19 protein-coding genes and 1 riboswitch are annotated in these 16,187 nt (G+C 42.3%); of the genes, 14 read left to right on the top strand and 5 right to left on the bottom strand.

From position 1 onward, the window contains the following. Positions 1-15 precede the first annotated feature (15 nt). The 6 genes from LOZ80_RS13035 (at position 16) to mgrA (ending at position 5,194) form a co-directional block, all read left to right on the top strand. Entirely contained in the window at positions 16-309 is a 294-nt protein-coding gene (locus LOZ80_RS13035) for a hypothetical protein (protein WP_238171838.1), read from the top strand. A gap of 119 nt (positions 310-428) precedes the next feature. Further along, positions 429-515: riboswitch (cyclic di-GMP riboswitch) on the top strand. A 176-nt stretch (positions 516-691) separates the two neighbouring features. Further along, on the top strand, positions 692-1,645 hold the full coding sequence (locus LOZ80_RS13030; RefSeq protein WP_238171837.1) for a C40 family peptidase: 954 nt from the start codon (positions 692-694) through the stop codon (positions 1,643-1,645). A 107-nt stretch (positions 1,646-1,752) separates the two neighbouring features. Then, positions 1,753-2,346, top strand: a complete 594-nt coding sequence (locus LOZ80_RS13025) for a ribonuclease H-like YkuK family protein (RefSeq protein ID WP_238171836.1) — start codon at positions 1,753-1,755, stop codon at positions 2,344-2,346. A gap of 134 nt (positions 2,347-2,480) precedes the next feature. Next, positions 2,481-2,987 (top strand): ADP-heptose synthase, encoded by a 507-nt coding sequence (locus LOZ80_RS13020; protein ID WP_189013043.1) that lies wholly within the window; start codon positions 2,481-2,483, stop codon positions 2,985-2,987. A 21-nt stretch (positions 2,988-3,008) separates the two neighbouring features. Then, positions 3,009-4,040: a phosphotransferase gene (locus LOZ80_RS13015; RefSeq protein WP_238171835.1), complete on the top strand. Its 1,032-nt coding sequence runs from the start codon at positions 3,009-3,011 to the stop codon at positions 4,038-4,040. 164 nt (positions 4,041-4,204) lie between these two features. Continuing rightward, a complete protein-coding gene (mgrA, locus tag LOZ80_RS13010) occupies positions 4,205-5,194 on the top strand; it encodes an L-glyceraldehyde 3-phosphate reductase (RefSeq protein WP_238171834.1) in 990 nt (329 codons plus the stop codon). Between the two features lie 3 nt (positions 5,195-5,197). Here the strand turns inward: mgrA and xerS are convergent, their stop codons facing one another. Continuing rightward, positions 5,198-6,280 carry a tyrosine recombinase XerS gene (xerS, locus tag LOZ80_RS13005; protein ID WP_238171833.1) on the bottom strand — a complete coding sequence of 361 codons (1,083 nt, stop codon included), beginning with the start codon at positions 6,278-6,280 and terminating at the stop codon, positions 5,198-5,200. A 228-nt stretch (positions 6,281-6,508) separates the two neighbouring features. Here xerS and LOZ80_RS13000 point away from each other — a divergent pair, with 228 nt between their 5' ends. The 4 genes from LOZ80_RS13000 (at position 6,509) to LOZ80_RS12985 (ending at position 10,112) form a co-directional block, all read left to right on the top strand. Beyond that, positions 6,509-7,096: a hypothetical protein gene (locus LOZ80_RS13000; protein WP_238171832.1), complete on the top strand. Its 588-nt coding sequence runs from the start codon at positions 6,509-6,511 to the stop codon at positions 7,094-7,096. Between the two features lie 62 nt (positions 7,097-7,158). Beyond that, positions 7,159-7,740 carry a hypothetical protein gene (locus tag LOZ80_RS12995; RefSeq protein WP_238171831.1) on the top strand — a complete coding sequence of 194 codons (582 nt, stop codon included), beginning with the start codon at positions 7,159-7,161 and terminating at the stop codon, positions 7,738-7,740. 107 nt (positions 7,741-7,847) lie between these two features. Beyond that, positions 7,848-8,117, top strand: coding sequence for a hypothetical protein (locus tag LOZ80_RS12990; RefSeq protein WP_238171830.1), 270 nt, complete (start codon positions 7,848-7,850; stop codon positions 8,115-8,117). A gap of 1,425 nt (positions 8,118-9,542) precedes the next feature. Next, entirely contained in the window at positions 9,543-10,112 is a 570-nt protein-coding gene (locus LOZ80_RS12985; protein WP_238171829.1) for a DUF3892 domain-containing protein, read from the top strand. Positions 10,113-10,253: 141 nt separating this feature from the next. On the opposite strand, the gene LOZ80_RS12980 is transcribed toward LOZ80_RS12985, so the two are convergent. Together LOZ80_RS12980 and LOZ80_RS12975 are read right to left on the bottom strand one after the other, a co-directional pair. Beyond that, entirely contained in the window at positions 10,254-10,535 is a 282-nt protein-coding gene (locus tag LOZ80_RS12980) for a hypothetical protein (RefSeq protein WP_238171828.1), read from the bottom strand. A 134-nt stretch (positions 10,536-10,669) separates the two neighbouring features. Then, entirely contained in the window at positions 10,670-11,533 is an 864-nt protein-coding gene (locus LOZ80_RS12975; protein ID WP_238171827.1) for an AraC family transcriptional regulator, read from the bottom strand. 145 nt (positions 11,534-11,678) lie between these two features. Between LOZ80_RS12975 and LOZ80_RS12970 the strand changes: the two genes are divergently transcribed. Continuing rightward, a complete protein-coding gene (locus LOZ80_RS12970; RefSeq protein WP_238171826.1) occupies positions 11,679-12,863 on the top strand; it encodes an MFS transporter in 1,185 nt (394 codons plus the stop codon). Positions 12,864-12,888: 25 nt separating this feature from the next. Here LOZ80_RS12970 and LOZ80_RS12965 read toward each other — a convergent pair whose 3' ends face one another. Next, a complete protein-coding gene (locus tag LOZ80_RS12965; protein WP_238171825.1) occupies positions 12,889-13,389 on the bottom strand; it encodes a YqjF family protein in 501 nt (166 codons plus the stop codon). Between the two features lie 123 nt (positions 13,390-13,512). On the opposite strand from LOZ80_RS12965, the gene LOZ80_RS12960 reads away from it, so the two are divergent. The 3 genes from LOZ80_RS12960 to LOZ80_RS12950 all read left to right on the top strand — a co-directional run bounded on the left by LOZ80_RS12960 (position 13,513) and on the right by LOZ80_RS12950 (position 15,049). Continuing rightward, the gene (locus LOZ80_RS12960) at positions 13,513-13,716 is read left to right on the top strand and encodes a YwbE family protein (RefSeq protein WP_189020383.1); all 204 of its coding nucleotides are present in this window, start codon (positions 13,513-13,515) and stop codon (positions 13,714-13,716) included. Positions 13,717-13,740: 24 nt separating this feature from the next. Next, positions 13,741-13,995 carry a YolD-like family protein gene (locus LOZ80_RS12955; RefSeq protein WP_189020385.1) on the top strand — a complete coding sequence of 85 codons (255 nt, stop codon included), beginning with the start codon at positions 13,741-13,743 and terminating at the stop codon, positions 13,993-13,995. Positions 13,996-14,128: 133 nt separating this feature from the next. Continuing rightward, on the top strand, positions 14,129-15,049 hold the full coding sequence (locus tag LOZ80_RS12950) for a tyrosine-type recombinase/integrase (RefSeq protein WP_238171824.1): 921 nt from the start codon (positions 14,129-14,131) through the stop codon (positions 15,047-15,049). 139 nt (positions 15,050-15,188) lie between these two features. Here the strand turns inward: LOZ80_RS12950 and LOZ80_RS12945 are convergent, their stop codons facing one another. Beyond that, complete coding sequence (locus LOZ80_RS12945) at positions 15,189-16,094, bottom strand: AraC family transcriptional regulator (protein WP_238171823.1); 906 nt, start codon at positions 16,092-16,094, stop codon at positions 15,189-15,191. Positions 16,095-16,187 lie beyond the last annotated feature (93 nt).

Below are 16,187 nucleotides of genomic sequence, written 5' to 3'. Positions count from 1 at the left end.
CGGAGGTTGAAAGGTATGCCCTATGTCTTGCAGCACAAAGTGAGTGAACAATTGTTCACTTGCCGATTAGTAAATCATTATGGATTAGCTTATTATGGCGTCAAATTTTGGCTCGAACAAGATGAAGCTGTTGAGCAATTTGCATCTTTGGTAGAGGAGCGTTTGGAGCAAGCATCGCATGAATGGCAAGTGGTAGAGATTGAAGAAAGGGAGATGAAACTCTGTAATGTGAAGCTGAAAAATGATCCGAATTTGCTCGTTTTTTGGCCACATACACGAAAACCGGAGGTTCGTAAACTGGAAAATTAAGGCGGTTAGTCAATAGGCAGCAAGCCTCTGTGGTTTCGACAATAAACGCAACTTTGCGCCTATATTCGATATTCACCCCCGCAAATTATAATTAGGCTACGAAAGAAAAAATTCACATCACAACGAAGTGGCAAACCGAGCGAAAGCTTGGGACGCAAAGCTATAGGGGCTCTCGTGTTGCGACACAGTGCTAGCCAGCTGCCGAATGCGATGGGACCTTCCTACCAGGAAAGGATAACCCAGCTGAGGCTATGGGGTTATCCTTTTTGCTATCTTTCGGTGTCGAAAGTTGCGGAAAGCGGATCTAATTACTCATATCGTCAGATCGGCTTTACAAAGCTAACTCACAGCTAGACAAACACATTCTTTGGAGGTAGAGACGATGAGAAAATGGACGATGGTTTTGGGAATGTTCGTGATGGCACTTGCTTTTGCACTTCCTGCTGCGACGATGGCAGATGAAGGGATCACGACGAAGGCGCAAATTGTTTCAGGTGTGAGTTTCCGTGATCAAGCGAGTACTTCCAGCAATGTGATTCGCATGTTGAAAACGAATGAAATTGTTACCTTGACTGATTATGTTACTGTCAATTGGTACAAAATTAAAGATGCTCAAGGCGTAAGCGGATATGTTTCAACGAATAGCAAATACATAAAAGTGATCAGTAATGCGAAAATCATTTATGGCGTTAACTTTCGCACTCAACCGACATCAGACAGCAGTTCGAAGGTCATTCGCATGCTCAGCAAAGGGGAAGAGGTTCTGGTTACGGATAAAGTGAATGACAGTTGGTACAAGATTCAGGATGGTAGTAGTGTAAGCGGATATGTAAGCACCAGCAGTAAATACATAAGCACTGATTTTTCAGTTAGCATACCTAATTTACCCGTGGCAGATGAAATTGAAGCTGTGATCGCTGCAGGCAATGTTTACTTAGGGACGCCATATGAATTTGGATCTGTTCGTGGAGATACTTCCACTTTTGATTGTTCCGATTTCATCCAAACGATATTCTGGGATGCACTTAGATTCTCTGTTCCGGGTGAGTCCAGAGATCAGGGTGATTTCGTTAAATCTCTCGGAGCTGTAAACAAAGATTGGACAAGTTTGAAACGTGGCGATCTGATGTTTTTCAGCAATTACAAAGGAAGCAAAGCTTCAGATTATCAAAATGTAAACCCGCTGACGGAACCAATTACACATGTTGGGATTTACTTAGGCAATGGAAGCCTGCTTCATACGTATTCGATTGAATCTGGCGGTGTTCGTGTGGATACGATCGATGGCAAGCAATGGGAGAATCGCTTTTTGTTCGGCGGCAGTGTTATTCGATAACAGATGGTTCGATCTAGGGAACTTTGCCATATACTATAGATAGAGGCGAATGCTGGCTTCAGCATTCGCCTCTTCTTCAATCTAAGGAGAAAGGAAGAACCCTATCTTTGAAACCTTCGACGACAAGCCATCCCATGGAGTTTCGGAACACGACGGAAAGAGGACTTGACCTTGATACGGTACACGAACGTATTCTACACTTTATACGACTTGATCCCGCGGCTGCTTATAAGTTCATTATCGGAACGGATTGTCAAGTACATTCCGGTCATACGAAGTTCATTACCGGTGTTGTTATTCAACGGTTAGGAAAAGGAGCGTGGGCGTGTTATCGGCAAGTCATCGTTCACAGAGCTTTGCATTCGATTAGAGAGAAGCTTTCTATGGAAACGGCGCTTAGTGAAGAGATTGCTATGTACTTTGACGAGACGAAGAGACAGGATATGGAAGATATTGTGCTTCCTCACCTCTACCAAGGTGCATCCTTCGACATGTATATTCATATTGATGCCGGGGATGATGAGAATAAGAACCGGACAGCCAAATTTGTCCAAGAGATGGTCCGGCGTGTTGAATCCGTCGGTATGGTACCTGTAATAAAACCAGATTGTTATGTAGCTTCTGCCTATGCGAATCGATTTTCAAAAAAGCCTTATCAGCCGCAATTAGAGGATCGTGAGGTCATCGATGGCATTTTATAAAAGACGAACCGTTAGTACGAAGTGATCAATTGGATCCTGGCGACTAACGGTTTTGTTTGCATAAAAAAAGGATTTATCCAGCTTTTATCGAAATAATGCAAGGACTACCTTAGAGAGAGGAGAGCGTGATAAATATGAGCAAAACGTTTATTATAGAGGCTGTTATGTTAGCTGTTCACGGACAATTGATGCTGCCCGGACAGCCCGTTACTTATATAATCCCTTATACCAGTATTCAGGAGCTGTATGAGCTGCAGTCCGGAAGCGAACCCATTATGCTGGAGGAAGAAGACGATGGATTTGTCAAACAAATGATTGGCGAACTGATTGCATTCTTTGAAGAAGCTTTTAACAAGAAAAAAATAGAAAAAGCGCTTTCCATGCCATGGAGAAAAAGCCCGCCGCTTCCTATCAATGAAAATGTGACTTTACTCGTTGTGTTTGCCATTGATAACGAAGCCTATGGAGAACAATTTGACCCCATCGAAACGGAATTAATTCTTACTTCGATCAAGGAGCAGGGAGCGCTTCTAACTGATCAATTAGATTTCATTGAGAGAATCATCCAAGCGGAGATTCCTGTTCAAGCGTTCGATGTAGCAGATTTTGAATTCGCGGTTGAAGATGACAATCAGGTATAGAAGGAGTTGACAGCGATTAATATGAGTTCCAAAGAAAAAGAGGAGCAGTTGGCTGCACTGCCTGCCCATTGGTTCCCAGGTCAAGTGTGGACGATGCGCACAGGCGAAGGTGGAATGAATAATACAACTCGATTTGTTGACGTTGATGGTATTTCCTATGTCCTTAGATTGTATGAGACGCATAGGGACATGGATAAAATTAGGTATGAGCATCGTATTTTGTTGGCCTTAGCAGATCGCAAAAGTCAACTTTCTTATCGATTGCCGGTTCCTATCGAACTGCCGGAAGGGGGGACAATTGTTCAATTAGAAGAGGGAACAGGAAAATTGGCTGCTTTATTTACCTATACGGATGGTTACAATCCGACATGGTCACATCCACAGCAATTAGTCAATTTCGGAAAAGCTGTCGGACAATTGTCTTCTGCTCTTGCTGCGATTTCAGTTGAGCTGGCACCTGTCTATCCTCCTTACTATGAAATCGAGCATATTCATCCCCGTTGTTCACCGGAAGCTGTTCGGGCGTTCTGCCTGCAGCCGCCGGATATATTTGTACCGCAAAATAAAGAGCTTTCCTACATATATGAACGATTTGCCGCATTCTATCAGGCCATTCCCGCACTTCGTCAATTGCCGCATCAGCTTGTTCATGGTGATATTAACGGCTCCAATATGTTAGTTGACGAGGAAGGGAAGATCGCTGCCGTCCTGGATTTTGAGTTTGTGACCCTTGATGTGCGCGTTATGGAATTAGCGGTCTGTTTGTCTGATTTGATTGACCCAAGCCTGCCTGGTTTGGAGTTAAAACGCAATTGCGCGGCTTTCTATGAAGGATATCAATCATTTATCCAACTGGAAGAGGAAGAAATTCGGTTGCTGCCGCTGCTGATAGAGCTGCGAAGATTAGATGTTTTTATCCATTTTCTAGGCAGATATGTGGATGGGGTAGATGCACAAGGCGTGCTGATCGATATCATTCAAAATACGTTTGGCAAAACGAAATGGCTGCAGGAAAATGGCTCTGAACTAGTTCGTTCTTTGCAACCCAAGTAGGGGTGACTAACCTGAAGGTAAGTAAGACACGTTTTTTTCAGTTCTTTTTTTGTTGAGCTAGTTAGCCTATACTAGGACATAAGAACCTTATGAAATAAGTTTCTGAACAAATTCGATGATGCTTACGAGGTAAGCGATCTACGAAAACTCTAAGGAGGACAAACATGGTCTATCAAGCTAGCTCAACACGTTATGCAGAAATGAAATATAATCGTTCGGGGAAATCGGGACTTAAGCTTCCGGCTATCTCCTTAGGCCTATGGCACAATTTTGGCGGCTTGGATGTTCAAGAGAACGGCAAGGCAATGCTGCTTCGCTCTTTTGACTTAGGGATCACACACTTTGATTTGGCAAATAACTACGGTCCACCTCCAGGATCGGCTGAGGAACTGTTCGGTAAAGTATTGAAAAGTGATTTGGGTGCATATCGGGATGAATTGATCATCTCGACCAAAGCTGGCTATCACATGTGGGAAGGGCCGTACGGAGAGTGGGGCTCCAAGAAAAACTTGATCTCCAGCTTGGACCAAAGCTTGAAGCGCATGGGTCTGGAGTATGTTGATATTTTCTATTCCCACAGACCAGATCCGAATACACCATTCGAGGAAACGATGGGCGCATTGGATCAAATCGTTCGTCAAGGCAAGGCTCTCTACGTCGGCCTGTCGAATTACACAGCTGAACAAACGAAAGAAGCGGCAACGATTCTGAAAGGTCTGGGTACGCCGCTGTTAATTCATCAACCATCTTACAGCATGTTGAATCGTTGGATCGAGAATGGGCTGCAAGACGTGCTGGATGAGTTCGGTACTGGCAGCATTGCTTTCTGTCCGCTGGCTCAAGGCTTGTTGACTAACAAGTATGTGAGTGGTGTGCCAAGCGATTCACGTGCGGGCGGGAAAAGCCAATTCCTGAACTCGAAAGATATTACGGAAGAGAAGTTGACGCAAATTACACAATTGAATGAGCTGGCTAGCAGCCGCGGCCAAAGCTTAGCACAGATGGCTCTCGCTTGGGTTCTGCGCGGTGAGCGCGTCACTTCAGCTTTAATCGGTGCAAGCCGTGTTTCTCAAATCGAGGAAAACGTCGCAGCTTTGAAAAATCTTGCGTTCGCTCCGGAAGAGTTAGCCAAAATCGAAGAAATCCTGAAGTAGTCTTCAGGATTCTGCTCTTCGGTCAATCGCTTCGGACATCGTTCTATCTGTCAGATGCGCATAGATTTGTGTTGTTTCAGGTGAAGCGTGCCCCAGCTGTTCTTGTGTTTTGTACAAGTCGTTCTGTAAATAATAGTCTGTGGCGAAAGAATGCCGCAGTTTATGCACGGACAAGAACGGCTTGCCAAAACGTTTGGCATATTTGATCACTAGTTCTTGTATAGCGCGTTTCGTCATGCGCTCGCCTTCTTTTTTGCCATTTGCGATGGCAAGGAAGAGGGCTTTTTCTTTTTTTAGCGGTTTGTACTGCGTGTGTCGAATAGCCATATAGTCCGTTAAAGCTTGGATGGCTTCATTGCGAAAATAGACGGGCGTTTTGAACGTATCATCGTTCTTTCCTTTTCGATAGACGTAGGTCAATTTCTTTTTAAGATCAAAATCGTCCACGTTCATATTAAAAACTTCCGAAACACGGAGTCCTGAATTCAAAATAAGCGTAATGATGCAGGCATCTCGGATTTTGTTCAGTTCATAAGAGTATAGCGCCTGTTTATTGCTAGCTACATCATGCTCGTAGCCATGTTTGACATAATCGATAAACTCGGCGATTTCTTCTTCTTGCAGCAGCTTGCCCTCCAGCTTAGCCGCGCTGTCTTTAGGCCTATGAGATCGTTTGATTTCGACCTTGGCCATGACATTTCGCTTTAGAAGCGGGTAGAAGTTCTCGTCTTCAGCAATTTGACTTAAATAATGAAATAACGATCTTAAGGCGGAAAGCTTGCGATTAATGGTCGTTTTCACATTTGCCTGAACTCTGCGTGTAGCCAGGAACATCCGGAAGTTGTCCACGCTATCCATATGTAATTTCTCCAAGTCCTCCAAGGGAACTTGATTCATTGAAGAGGCTGAACTCAAACCTTCGGCCAAGAGCCAAGACAGGAAAATTTCATAGTCCCTAACATATTCCAATAAGGATGATGGGGATAGATCTGGCAGTTTATAATTAATAAATTTCTCAATATACCAAGGCATGGAAGGGATTCTTTTCTCAAGTTCCTGACGATCTTTTACTTTAATAATATTCATGGATGTCATCACCTCACAAGCTTCTTCATGATGTAAGTATAGCAGTGGGCAAGGCAAATTGGTAGAAGAGGGATGATTTCCGACGGATTTCTTAAGCTATTGATAAAATCACCTAGATATGTATTTTATGATTAGCAGGAAAATTCTAGGACTTATTGAATTGTTGATGTAAGCAATCAATGACGGAGATGGAAATTGTATGGGAGAACAGGAAGGGGATTAAATTTATTGAATGTAGATGAATTTATACAAACATACACATTAAGTAAAGCTGATTTTATTATGTTCAAGTGGAATCGTAAACATGGGAAAGATTTGATTGATGAAAACCTGCACACTAGAAGAGAAATTATTAAATACATAGAATCCGTTAATTTTCAAAACGTACCTGGTGAACTCCTAAGAGACCTTCTAATTGCAGAGGCATATTATTCCAAAGAATCGTGGGGGATTTACCGACACTATCATCGCTTGGCTGAGAATCTTATCAGACAAACAGGAGCAACTTACCTAGATGACTATTTAATATCTGCTTTTTTGAGCTTCGATACGTATTGTTCAACTTTAGTCGCAGACCTATCTGGTGTAGAGATTGATGATTATATTAATGAGATAAATGTAAGAAAAGCAAATGCGACCACAAATGATCAAAGTATGTTGAAGACATATGAAAAGGGAATAGAGTTATTTTTAAGTTATAAAGTCAATCAAAATAGAGAAAATGAATTTGATCGAGAAATAATTATTCCTTCTCAATTAAAGGGATTCAAGAAATTTTTGGGTTTTATTAAAAAAGCTTTTTCAAGAAAAGCGTAATCACTGAAACTGATGATAAATTTAGTGCGATGTAAATCGTACATACTAAGGATGAGATAGATTTGATTAGATGGTTTAAGAAAAAATTGAATTTGGATGAACAGTACCGAAATCTTAAAAATATAAATATTTCACTCATTAATGATGTAAGTCTGCAGCAGATAACCGATTATTCTGGAAACAGAAAATATAAGGATACGCCCTATTTATTATTATTAATAGATATGGGTTCTGAAATTCAGATTCCATCTGGAGAAGTTATATATCCAAGTCATGATATATGGTATCTGGATAGAGAATGTATTGAAGATCACGGAGACTACTGTAAAATTGTTAAAAGAGTAGCAGAGTTAATGAAAGGGGAGGTGGAAATAAACCACATTACTGATTATGTGGACATTGAGAGCGAAATTTGTTGGATTTCTTTTGAAATTAACGGAAAGCATCTAAAATTCGAATTAATAGTCGATGATGATTGGTTAGATTTAAATATTTTCAAGTTATTTTCTGAGTTGTTAGAGGAATTCGAGAGTAAACGCAGGTTTTATTATTCCGACCTCGGACAAGGCATTTTAGTTGGAGCTTATAGAAAAGAGCAATGGATGTCATTAAATCAGCTCATAAATATATTTCTCCCTACATAATTGAAGTGTCTAAAAAGGAACTGAAAGAAACATATAGCAATAAGAATAAAATCAGGCTGATAAACCAAAATTAATCGAGTGAGGAAAATTCAACTGGGGGTATTTCAATGCCACAACAGGAGCAAGAAAATGAGGAACAGCCGCAACAAACGATGGATCAAATCAAAGAGGTAGCGCTGAAAGCAGAGCAAGCGGCGGAACAAACGCTTCAGGCAGCGCAGCAACTCCATTCGCAAGCTACACAGGCAGCTCTTTCTGAGACGGAGCAACAGATTGAAGATTTGCAAGGACAAATCAAGCAAGCTCAGCAAAAATCCGACGAATTGAAACAGGAACTGGAATCATCCGATCAGCAGTCCGATCAGCAATCTAATTAAATGACGAGGATTTTCCCAGAAGCCTACGCGGAAGCGGCAGGCTTTTTTGGGATAAAGCGTACTATGTCAATAAGCTTGCCCGTTATATTTTGGCGTCCACCGCAGCTTTCTTTGCTTCGGCTGTTTTTGGTCTCAAAGTGCATCTAATGAACTGTATGATGCTTATAGAGCGGAAAATGGCTACTTCGGAGATTTAATGAACGGAGTTGGCGCTAACGAGCAATTTATTGGCGGAATCGTGATCATTTATTTGAAATAGAGCATCTGGCATTCATTAGATTTTCAGAATGAGCGATTTGGGTCGAATAAAGGGTATTGAGTTCGTTAAGGGGATTGGGGCTGCAACAAGGTCCATTGACTGGCTGATCTAGCCTGCGGCTAGGTTTTCTCATTGGCGTCCACTGAAGCTTTCTTTGCTACGGCGGTGGTCTCAAAGTGCGTCTAATGAACTGTATGTTGCTTATAGAGCGGAAAATGGCTACTTTGGAGATTTAATGAACGGAGTTGGCGCTATCGAGCAATTTATTGGCGAAATCGTGATCATTTATTTGAAATAGAGCATCTGGCATTCATTAGATTTTCAGAATGGAGCGATTTGGGTCGAATAAAGGGTGTTGAGTTCGTTAAGGTGCTGGGGTTGCAACAAGGTTCATTGACTGGCTGATCTAGCCTGCGGCTAGGTTTTCTCATTGGCGTCCACCGCAGCTTTCTTTGCTTCGGCGGTTTTTGGTCTCAAAGTGCGTCTAATGAACTGTATGGTGCTTATAGAGCGGAAAATGGCTACTTTGGAGATTTAATGAACGGAGTTGGCGCTAACGAGCAATTTATTGGCGGAATCGTGATCATTTATTTGAAATAGAGCATCTGGCATTCATTAGATTTTTAGAATGAACGATTTGGGTCGGATAAAGGGTGTTGAGTTCGTTAGGGGGATTGGGGCTGCAACAAGGTCCATTGACTGGCTGATCTAGCCTGCGGCTAGGTTTTCTCATTGGCGTCCACCGCAGCTTTCTTTGCTTCGGCGGTTTTTGGTCTCAAAGTACATCTAATGAACTGTATGATGCTTATAGAGCGGAAAATGGCTACTTTGGAGATTTAATGAACGGAGTTGGCGCTATCGAGCAATTTATTGGCGGAATCGTGATCATTTATTTGAAATAGAGCATCTGGCATTCATTAGATTTTCAGAATGAGCGATTTGGGTCGAATAAAGGGTGTTGAGTTCGTTAAGGGGCTGGGGTTGCAACAAGGTTCATTGACTGGGTGATCTAGTCTGAGAATGCAATATGTTCGAATGCACCTGTTTGCAAAGAGATCAGCTTTCAGATGCCTGCATTCATCTTCCATGAAAGGGATAACAGGAGTGGAAGTGGCACATGATAATGGGGTGGCAACCAATCCGTACAAACAAAGGAGCCGATGAATTTGTCAAGACGCAGACGCGGTCAACAAATGAATATGCAAGCTCAAAATGTGAATACCATGTGGAGTGGTCAACCGCTGTCAAACAACTCAATGCCTCCTCAAGCAACTCAGGGAAATTATGGTCAACCGATGTCAACCTATCAAGGCGGAATGCCTGTTGCAGGTTCATCTGGCAATCAGAATGCCCCTTATGGATCGCGTAACACGGGCATTAATCATGCCGATGCACGCAATGTCGGGTTCCAGGGCGGATACACAGGTTATGGTCAAAATGGTCAGCCAACTCAATATGGCACTTTCATGCGGGATGGCACTCAATATGGGGCAGGTCCTCATACCATTGATCCCAATAAGGCGATTATACAAGCTGTTCATTATGGAGACGGCGGCATCAGCGCGGTACAGTTTCAGGATGGGCGGGTGGTTGGTATTGACGAAGCCATTTCGATGACAGAAGCTGGCTACATTGAAGATGTGAATACCGGTAGAAATCGGCAAGGGGAGAAGACTTTAAGATCTTATCCAGATGGCGATCCGAGCAATAATTTATCGAATTTACCTCGTTTCTAGATTGAAAAAGCAGTTTGCCGACAGGCAAACTGCTTTTGTACGTAAGGACTCGCTCACAACCAAAAAGCTGACGCAATGAACACCGTCAGCTGAGACTACCAGATGACTGGTAGAATAGTAAACTATGAATGCGATTACAAATTATTTTTTCAAACTAGCCAAATACTTGAGGACAACGCCAAGAGCGCCAACGTAATAAGTGATTAACAAGATCCAGCCTGTTGGATCCAGCGACGTCATATTTGCCAGCAAAAATAAAGGAAATACATAAAATAATAAATCTTGCAGATAAGCCAGGATCAAGGAACTGGAGAATGTGCCTGCTTTGAGTGAGTGATACAAGCCAACAAGGAAGCTAAGTCCCATTAAGCCGAGGACTACCCACATGGAGTAGAGCATTAAACCTGTAAGTTCAAGTGTCATTTCGTTTCACCTCCCCGTAGGAAGATTTACTACTGCTTTATCATATGCCACAGCATGACAAGTCGTACTAGGGTGAAATGCTCTTTTTATGAATATTTAAATTTGTTTCCATATCATTTATTATGTAAACAAATTTAAAGCTGCATTTTATTGCGATAAATAAGAGGCGCATCGCCAACGTATTTTTTAAATAAACGAGAGAAGTAAAACACATCTTTATATCCAAGAGCATCTGCAATTTCTTTAACAGAATTGTTGGTTCTCACCAAAATGTTCTTGGCTTCCGCAATTTTAAGACGATGGATATAGGCATTAAGCGGATAGCCGGTGTATTCACTAACGACTCTGCGAAGGGTAGAAACGGAAATATGGTGACGCTTTGCAATACTTTTGGCATCAAAAGCTTGATATAAAGAATCGCCGAGATCATCCATAAGGCCAATAATTTGCTGCGTTTTTGTTGTTTCTGCGGTCATTTGATTTTTCAATATAAATTCAAAAAGTAAAGTTTCCAGCAGTAATGCAGCGCGATCGATGTTATTCGCCAAACCGCTTTCCATCAGCATGAAGATGCGCTCAATGCGGTTGAATGCAGTGGCATCATCAGATCCGACTTGCTTCGCTAGATCGACATTAGTAAGCCAACTAGATAGCCATTCATCAACACGACTGCCTTCAAATGTAAAATAATACTCGTCCCAATAGCCATTCGCATCAGGACCATAATTATAGATAGCGCCAGGACGCAAAAAGAATAGGCTTCCGCTCTCAACGCGTTGAACAGCACCGTTATTCACTTGATAGGAGCCTTTTCCACCTGCGAGATACATAAACGCCCATTTATCGAAAGTGGCTTTAGTGCGAAACGAGATCCGCCCTGGAAGATGTCCAACGTTAAGGATGATTAAAGATCGCATTTGCAGCTTGCTGGGATCGATAGGAAGCGAGATCATTCTAAGTGGGTAAGGACTGATCAAATAGTCCATGACTTTTGGCATATCGTACATTCCCTCCGAAATAAAGCCGTGATATCGTAGATAAGATATAGTTTAATCACGTTAATTAATTCCTATTGTATATGATTAACCAATCCATGGAAAGTATGTTAACGAATTTGAGGAAAGCTAAGAGAGTGAGAGATCAATGACAACGTCGCTGAAACGCCTATTGCTCATGAATGTAAGTTCAAGTGTTATTTTTAATTACATGGGTATTTTTATCAATCTATTTATTTGGGAAAAAGGGCAATCCATTTTCGATGTCGCATGGTTTAATTTGGTAATGTTCATCGCTTGGGGACTAGCATTTATGTACGGAGCCAAGCTTCTTGCAAGGTTCACTATAGGAAGTGTCATACGCGTTTCGGCCTTATGCGCCGGGGTTACTTTTGTTCTACTGTCTTGGGTACATGTGGAGCCTAAACTGCTGTATCTAACGTTAATTGCACTTCCAGTGGGTATTACAAACGGTTTGTATTCGGCAGCTCAAAATATCGGCATTTCGCTTTTCGGGAAAGGGAAGGAGTTTACAGCGTTCTTTTCCGCTACGAATGTATTCGGGCAACTGATTGCCTTTCTGAATCCCTTGTTATTCGCGCTAATCATCAAATGGATTGGATTCTCGGGGTCATTTTTGGTGATGTTTTTATTTATTGGTGTGATGATTACCGTCTCGTTCTACATTCCCCGTATTTCACTTAAAGAGGCACGGGAGTCTGTCTTTGAAAATTTCTCGATTCGTCATGTGTTTGCGACCCCAAGCTTGAAATGGATGATTCCATCATTGATTGCGGGAGGTTTTTTCATTCAATTTCAAGGCATTTTTTCGCTCATTTTCACTTTCTCAGTGACGAACGATAAATTGACCATAGCGCTGCTGCAAATTATGTATACCGCTTTTACAGTTGCCTGTGTGTTCGTGTATCAACGTTTTAGTCGAACCCACCGAATCAGCGATTCGCACTGGCTTACATTCGGGATGATAGCTGCCGCGGTTGGTTTCTTATTGGTTTTATTTCCTAAGTCGTCCATTCTCATTATATCTAACGTATTAACAACGATCGGACTCTTCTTCTTTTTTACAATTTGGAGCTCACGGCAATTCATGGCCAGTAATCATTTGACCCCTGTCCAGCAGGCGAGGTTCTTGGTTTGGCGTGAACTTATCCTCGTGATATCTCGGATATTGATGCTGGCTCTTATACTGGGAATTACAGATTTCGCTGGTATCGTATTTAAAGCCGTTATGATTTTCAGCTTCTCAAGTGCCTTGTTGATCCCATTCTTTTCAAGTAAAAGTGATGCTACGATGAAGAAAATAATCGATTAATTGCATTTATTATTAATGTCATTAATTATTTATTTGGACATGAAATCTGCTCTAAAAGCCATACTTTTACCTGTAATTTCTTCGCAAAATGGAGAATTGGTGGGGTGTTCGGCAACACGATGCCAAATGATAACGGAACGGTGTTGGTCTGAATAGTAGCTTGAGCAGATTGCAAAGGCCATGGTTCATGATCAATTTCGCCGCGATATAGACTCCCATTATGATCAGAGCAGTAAAGACAATAACGTTCTGTTAACCAGTATTCTAAAGTTTCTGGAACTGCTAATCGAACTTCAGAAGTAGGTTTGTACGCCGCTGTAAACTCAGCGGTTTTTGCGCGTTTGTCATGTCTGATACTTCGATAAATGACAGAATCGTGAGCTCCCAATTTCACATCTATTTTGGCATAAAAGTAAGGAAGATGAAAACTCAAACGAGCGGCTTCCACGGCGAATCGATTATGAGCATCCAAACTGAAGAAATAGACGCCTGGCTTCCCATTGACTTGCTTCTTTGTTACCCTCATCGTAGTGATTTGGCAGCATCTTGTAAAGGTTTTTCACCATGGCAGATCTTAGAATAGGGAACAGCTGCAATTTATGATATAATGAAGCACACTAACTGGAAAGAAAGCAGGAGATTCGACAGCATGAATGGGCAGAATCGGAAAGACGTAACGCCGGGTATTGAAGTCAATATTGTTTTGAAACAGGATCAACGAAGTGGGAAGCTAACGCGGGGGATTGTAAAGGATTTACTTACTAATTCGCCGACACACCCTCATGGAATAAAGGTGCGATTAGTTGATGGACAAGTGGGACGTGTCAAACAAATTTTATCGCCGGCAAGGTGATGTTAGAACACAGGGGGAGCAAGCATGGCGAAAGCAAAAGTAGCAAAGAGACCAACGCGAGATGAGTTTGTGCTGGAAGAGATCGGGAATCAATTATCTGAAGCCAAGATGGAGAATTCTGAGATTGTCCTAACCGTTTGGGGACGTGTGGAAACCGTTCGCGGACTTATTAAGACGATGGACTCCCGTACCGGTCGTGTACATATGGAAACCAAGGATGGGGAATTGGATAAAGTACCTTTCATGGATATTATGAAAGTGGAATATCCCCGAGATTAAAAGCTAATGATGCGGTCAGGCAAGGATGCCGTTCTTACGGGATTGTGCTTTTGGACCGCATTTAGTTGTTACAAAAATTGCACTAAATCTATATTTAACGCAACTTAGATTGAAACGGACGGAGTGAACGTGAGTGGGGCAAGAATATGCTTATGATGATGAGTATTTGGAGCTTTTTGACTCCTGGATGAAGGATCAGGGATTTACGAAACGAACTCAACGGGCTTATCTCGGGGACGTCCGGTTATTTCTTGCTTCCGTGGAGAAATCGTTATCGGCGATTGAGGCTTTAGACATTATGAGGTTTCTAACCAAGATGCGCCAGGGCGGAGCAGGGGATTCAGCAAGGAATCGCTACCTGTCATCCATTCGAACTTTTTTCGCTGCGTTAATTGAACTTCAAATTGTGACTAATAATCCATCGCTTCATGTGAAAAAATCAAAAGTAGAAAAGAACGCAATTCCAACCTTTCTCAGTGAGCAGCTCCTCTCTGTTTTTCTGCAGTCCATTGAAGGGAAGTATCAGATTCGCAATGTTGCGATGTTTCTATTAATGAGCTACGCGGGACTACGGGTCAGTGAATTGCATAGGCTGAATGTGTCCGATTTCAATCGTTCAACGAATTCACTGCAAGTTTTTGGAAAAGGAAGGAAATGGCGAGTCATCCCGTTGCCATCAGAACTTGTTAACGTGCTGAATAAAGCGCTTGTTGAGAGAATTGAATCAAGGAGCTCAGCGGAGCAGCCTTTTTTCGTTTCGCAATTCGGGCGGCGGATTAGCATTCGTATGATTCAGACGCTTGCTGAGAAATATTTTGATGAATTGAAAAAAGAGTATGCCGAATTACAAGGGAAGTCGATTTCAAGCCACAAGCTTCGCCATACTTTTGCAACGATGCAGGTTATAGCGGGGACTGACATCCGTACGTTGCAGGAATTACTTGGCCATGCGAGCATACAGACTACTCAAATCTATACACACGTGGGTGATAAGCAAAAACAGGACGCGATGAACCGGGTTTCAGCGTTTATTCCCGTGGGGATGGGATTATGAATATTAATTACATAACAAATATTATGTAAATAAAAAAATTCAGCGATAATAGAGGATTTATAATCCCTCTAGAACGGTAAGTGGAGTCAACCGTCAGGGATCTTAAGATTTTCCTTGACGGTTTTTTGTTTGCAGGCGGTTACTTCTTGTTTTTTGAGGGAACTGTATGCTGTTTACGGTAGGCAGATGGCGTTTGCCCTATTTCCGTTTTGAACGTGTGAAAGAAATGGGATAAGTCACCAAAACCTACAGCGGAAGCGATTTCAGTTACGGAAAGCGGTGTATCAAGAAGCAGACGCTTAGCTTGATGAAGCCGAAATAAGGTCAAATAACGATTCAAAGGTTGTCCCGTCCACTGTTTGAAATGTTCGTAGAGATGTGAGCGAGAGACATTGAATAACTCATGAAGTCGGCTAACCTCAATAGTTTCCGAGTAATGGGAAGTCATATATTGAAGCACATGCTCAGCCAAGTTAGATGGATTCGGCGGCTCTTGAGAGGTAATGGAGCCCGTTTGTTCCCGGGCTAACAGAACGAACATTTCTGCCAGCAAGTGATGCATCGCAGCCTCGTAGAACGGCGCTTTCTCCTCAATCTCCCGGGAAATTCTGAAAAGAATGTCTCGCATCCTTTCCGTTTTCTTGTTATCTAGCTGCCAATGCAAACAAGGAGTGGACATCTCATCAAAGAGTTTATGAATGCATAATGCAAGAGCTGGCATGCTGTTGCCTAATTCTGCCGCAAACTGCTCTTCCATGGACAAAACAACGCGGTGCAGAGCGTTTGTATTGATAACACGAGACCAGTGAAGCACATGCGGCTTAATCATTAACAAGGACCCTGGATGAAGTGAAAATACACGGTCGCCTACTAGAAATTTGCCTTGTCCTTCTAAGCAAAAGTAGAATTCGTAACCCTTATGGGCATGCATGCTGTTTTGTCCAATCGGCCCGCTGCGGAAGTGGCAGTGGACGGGAAAGTCGTCGAGGAAACGGTCAGTTTCCGTATCCCTATGATAAACTGTGGGGATGTCAGATGAGGACATAAGTATCTTTTCTCCTGTTTGCGTAGTAATATCTCTGTCATTCTATTGTACCATGGCTGCACTTTCCGAAGCAGGTAGACTGGAAAATTCCCC

Origin of the sequence: Paenibacillus sp. HWE-109, from assembly GCF_022163125.1 — a bacterium.
In the GTDB taxonomy this organism is placed as follows: domain Bacteria; phylum Bacillota; class Bacilli; order Paenibacillales; family NBRC-103111; genus Paenibacillus_E.
This window is presented reverse-complemented; position numbering and strand designations above follow the sequence as displayed.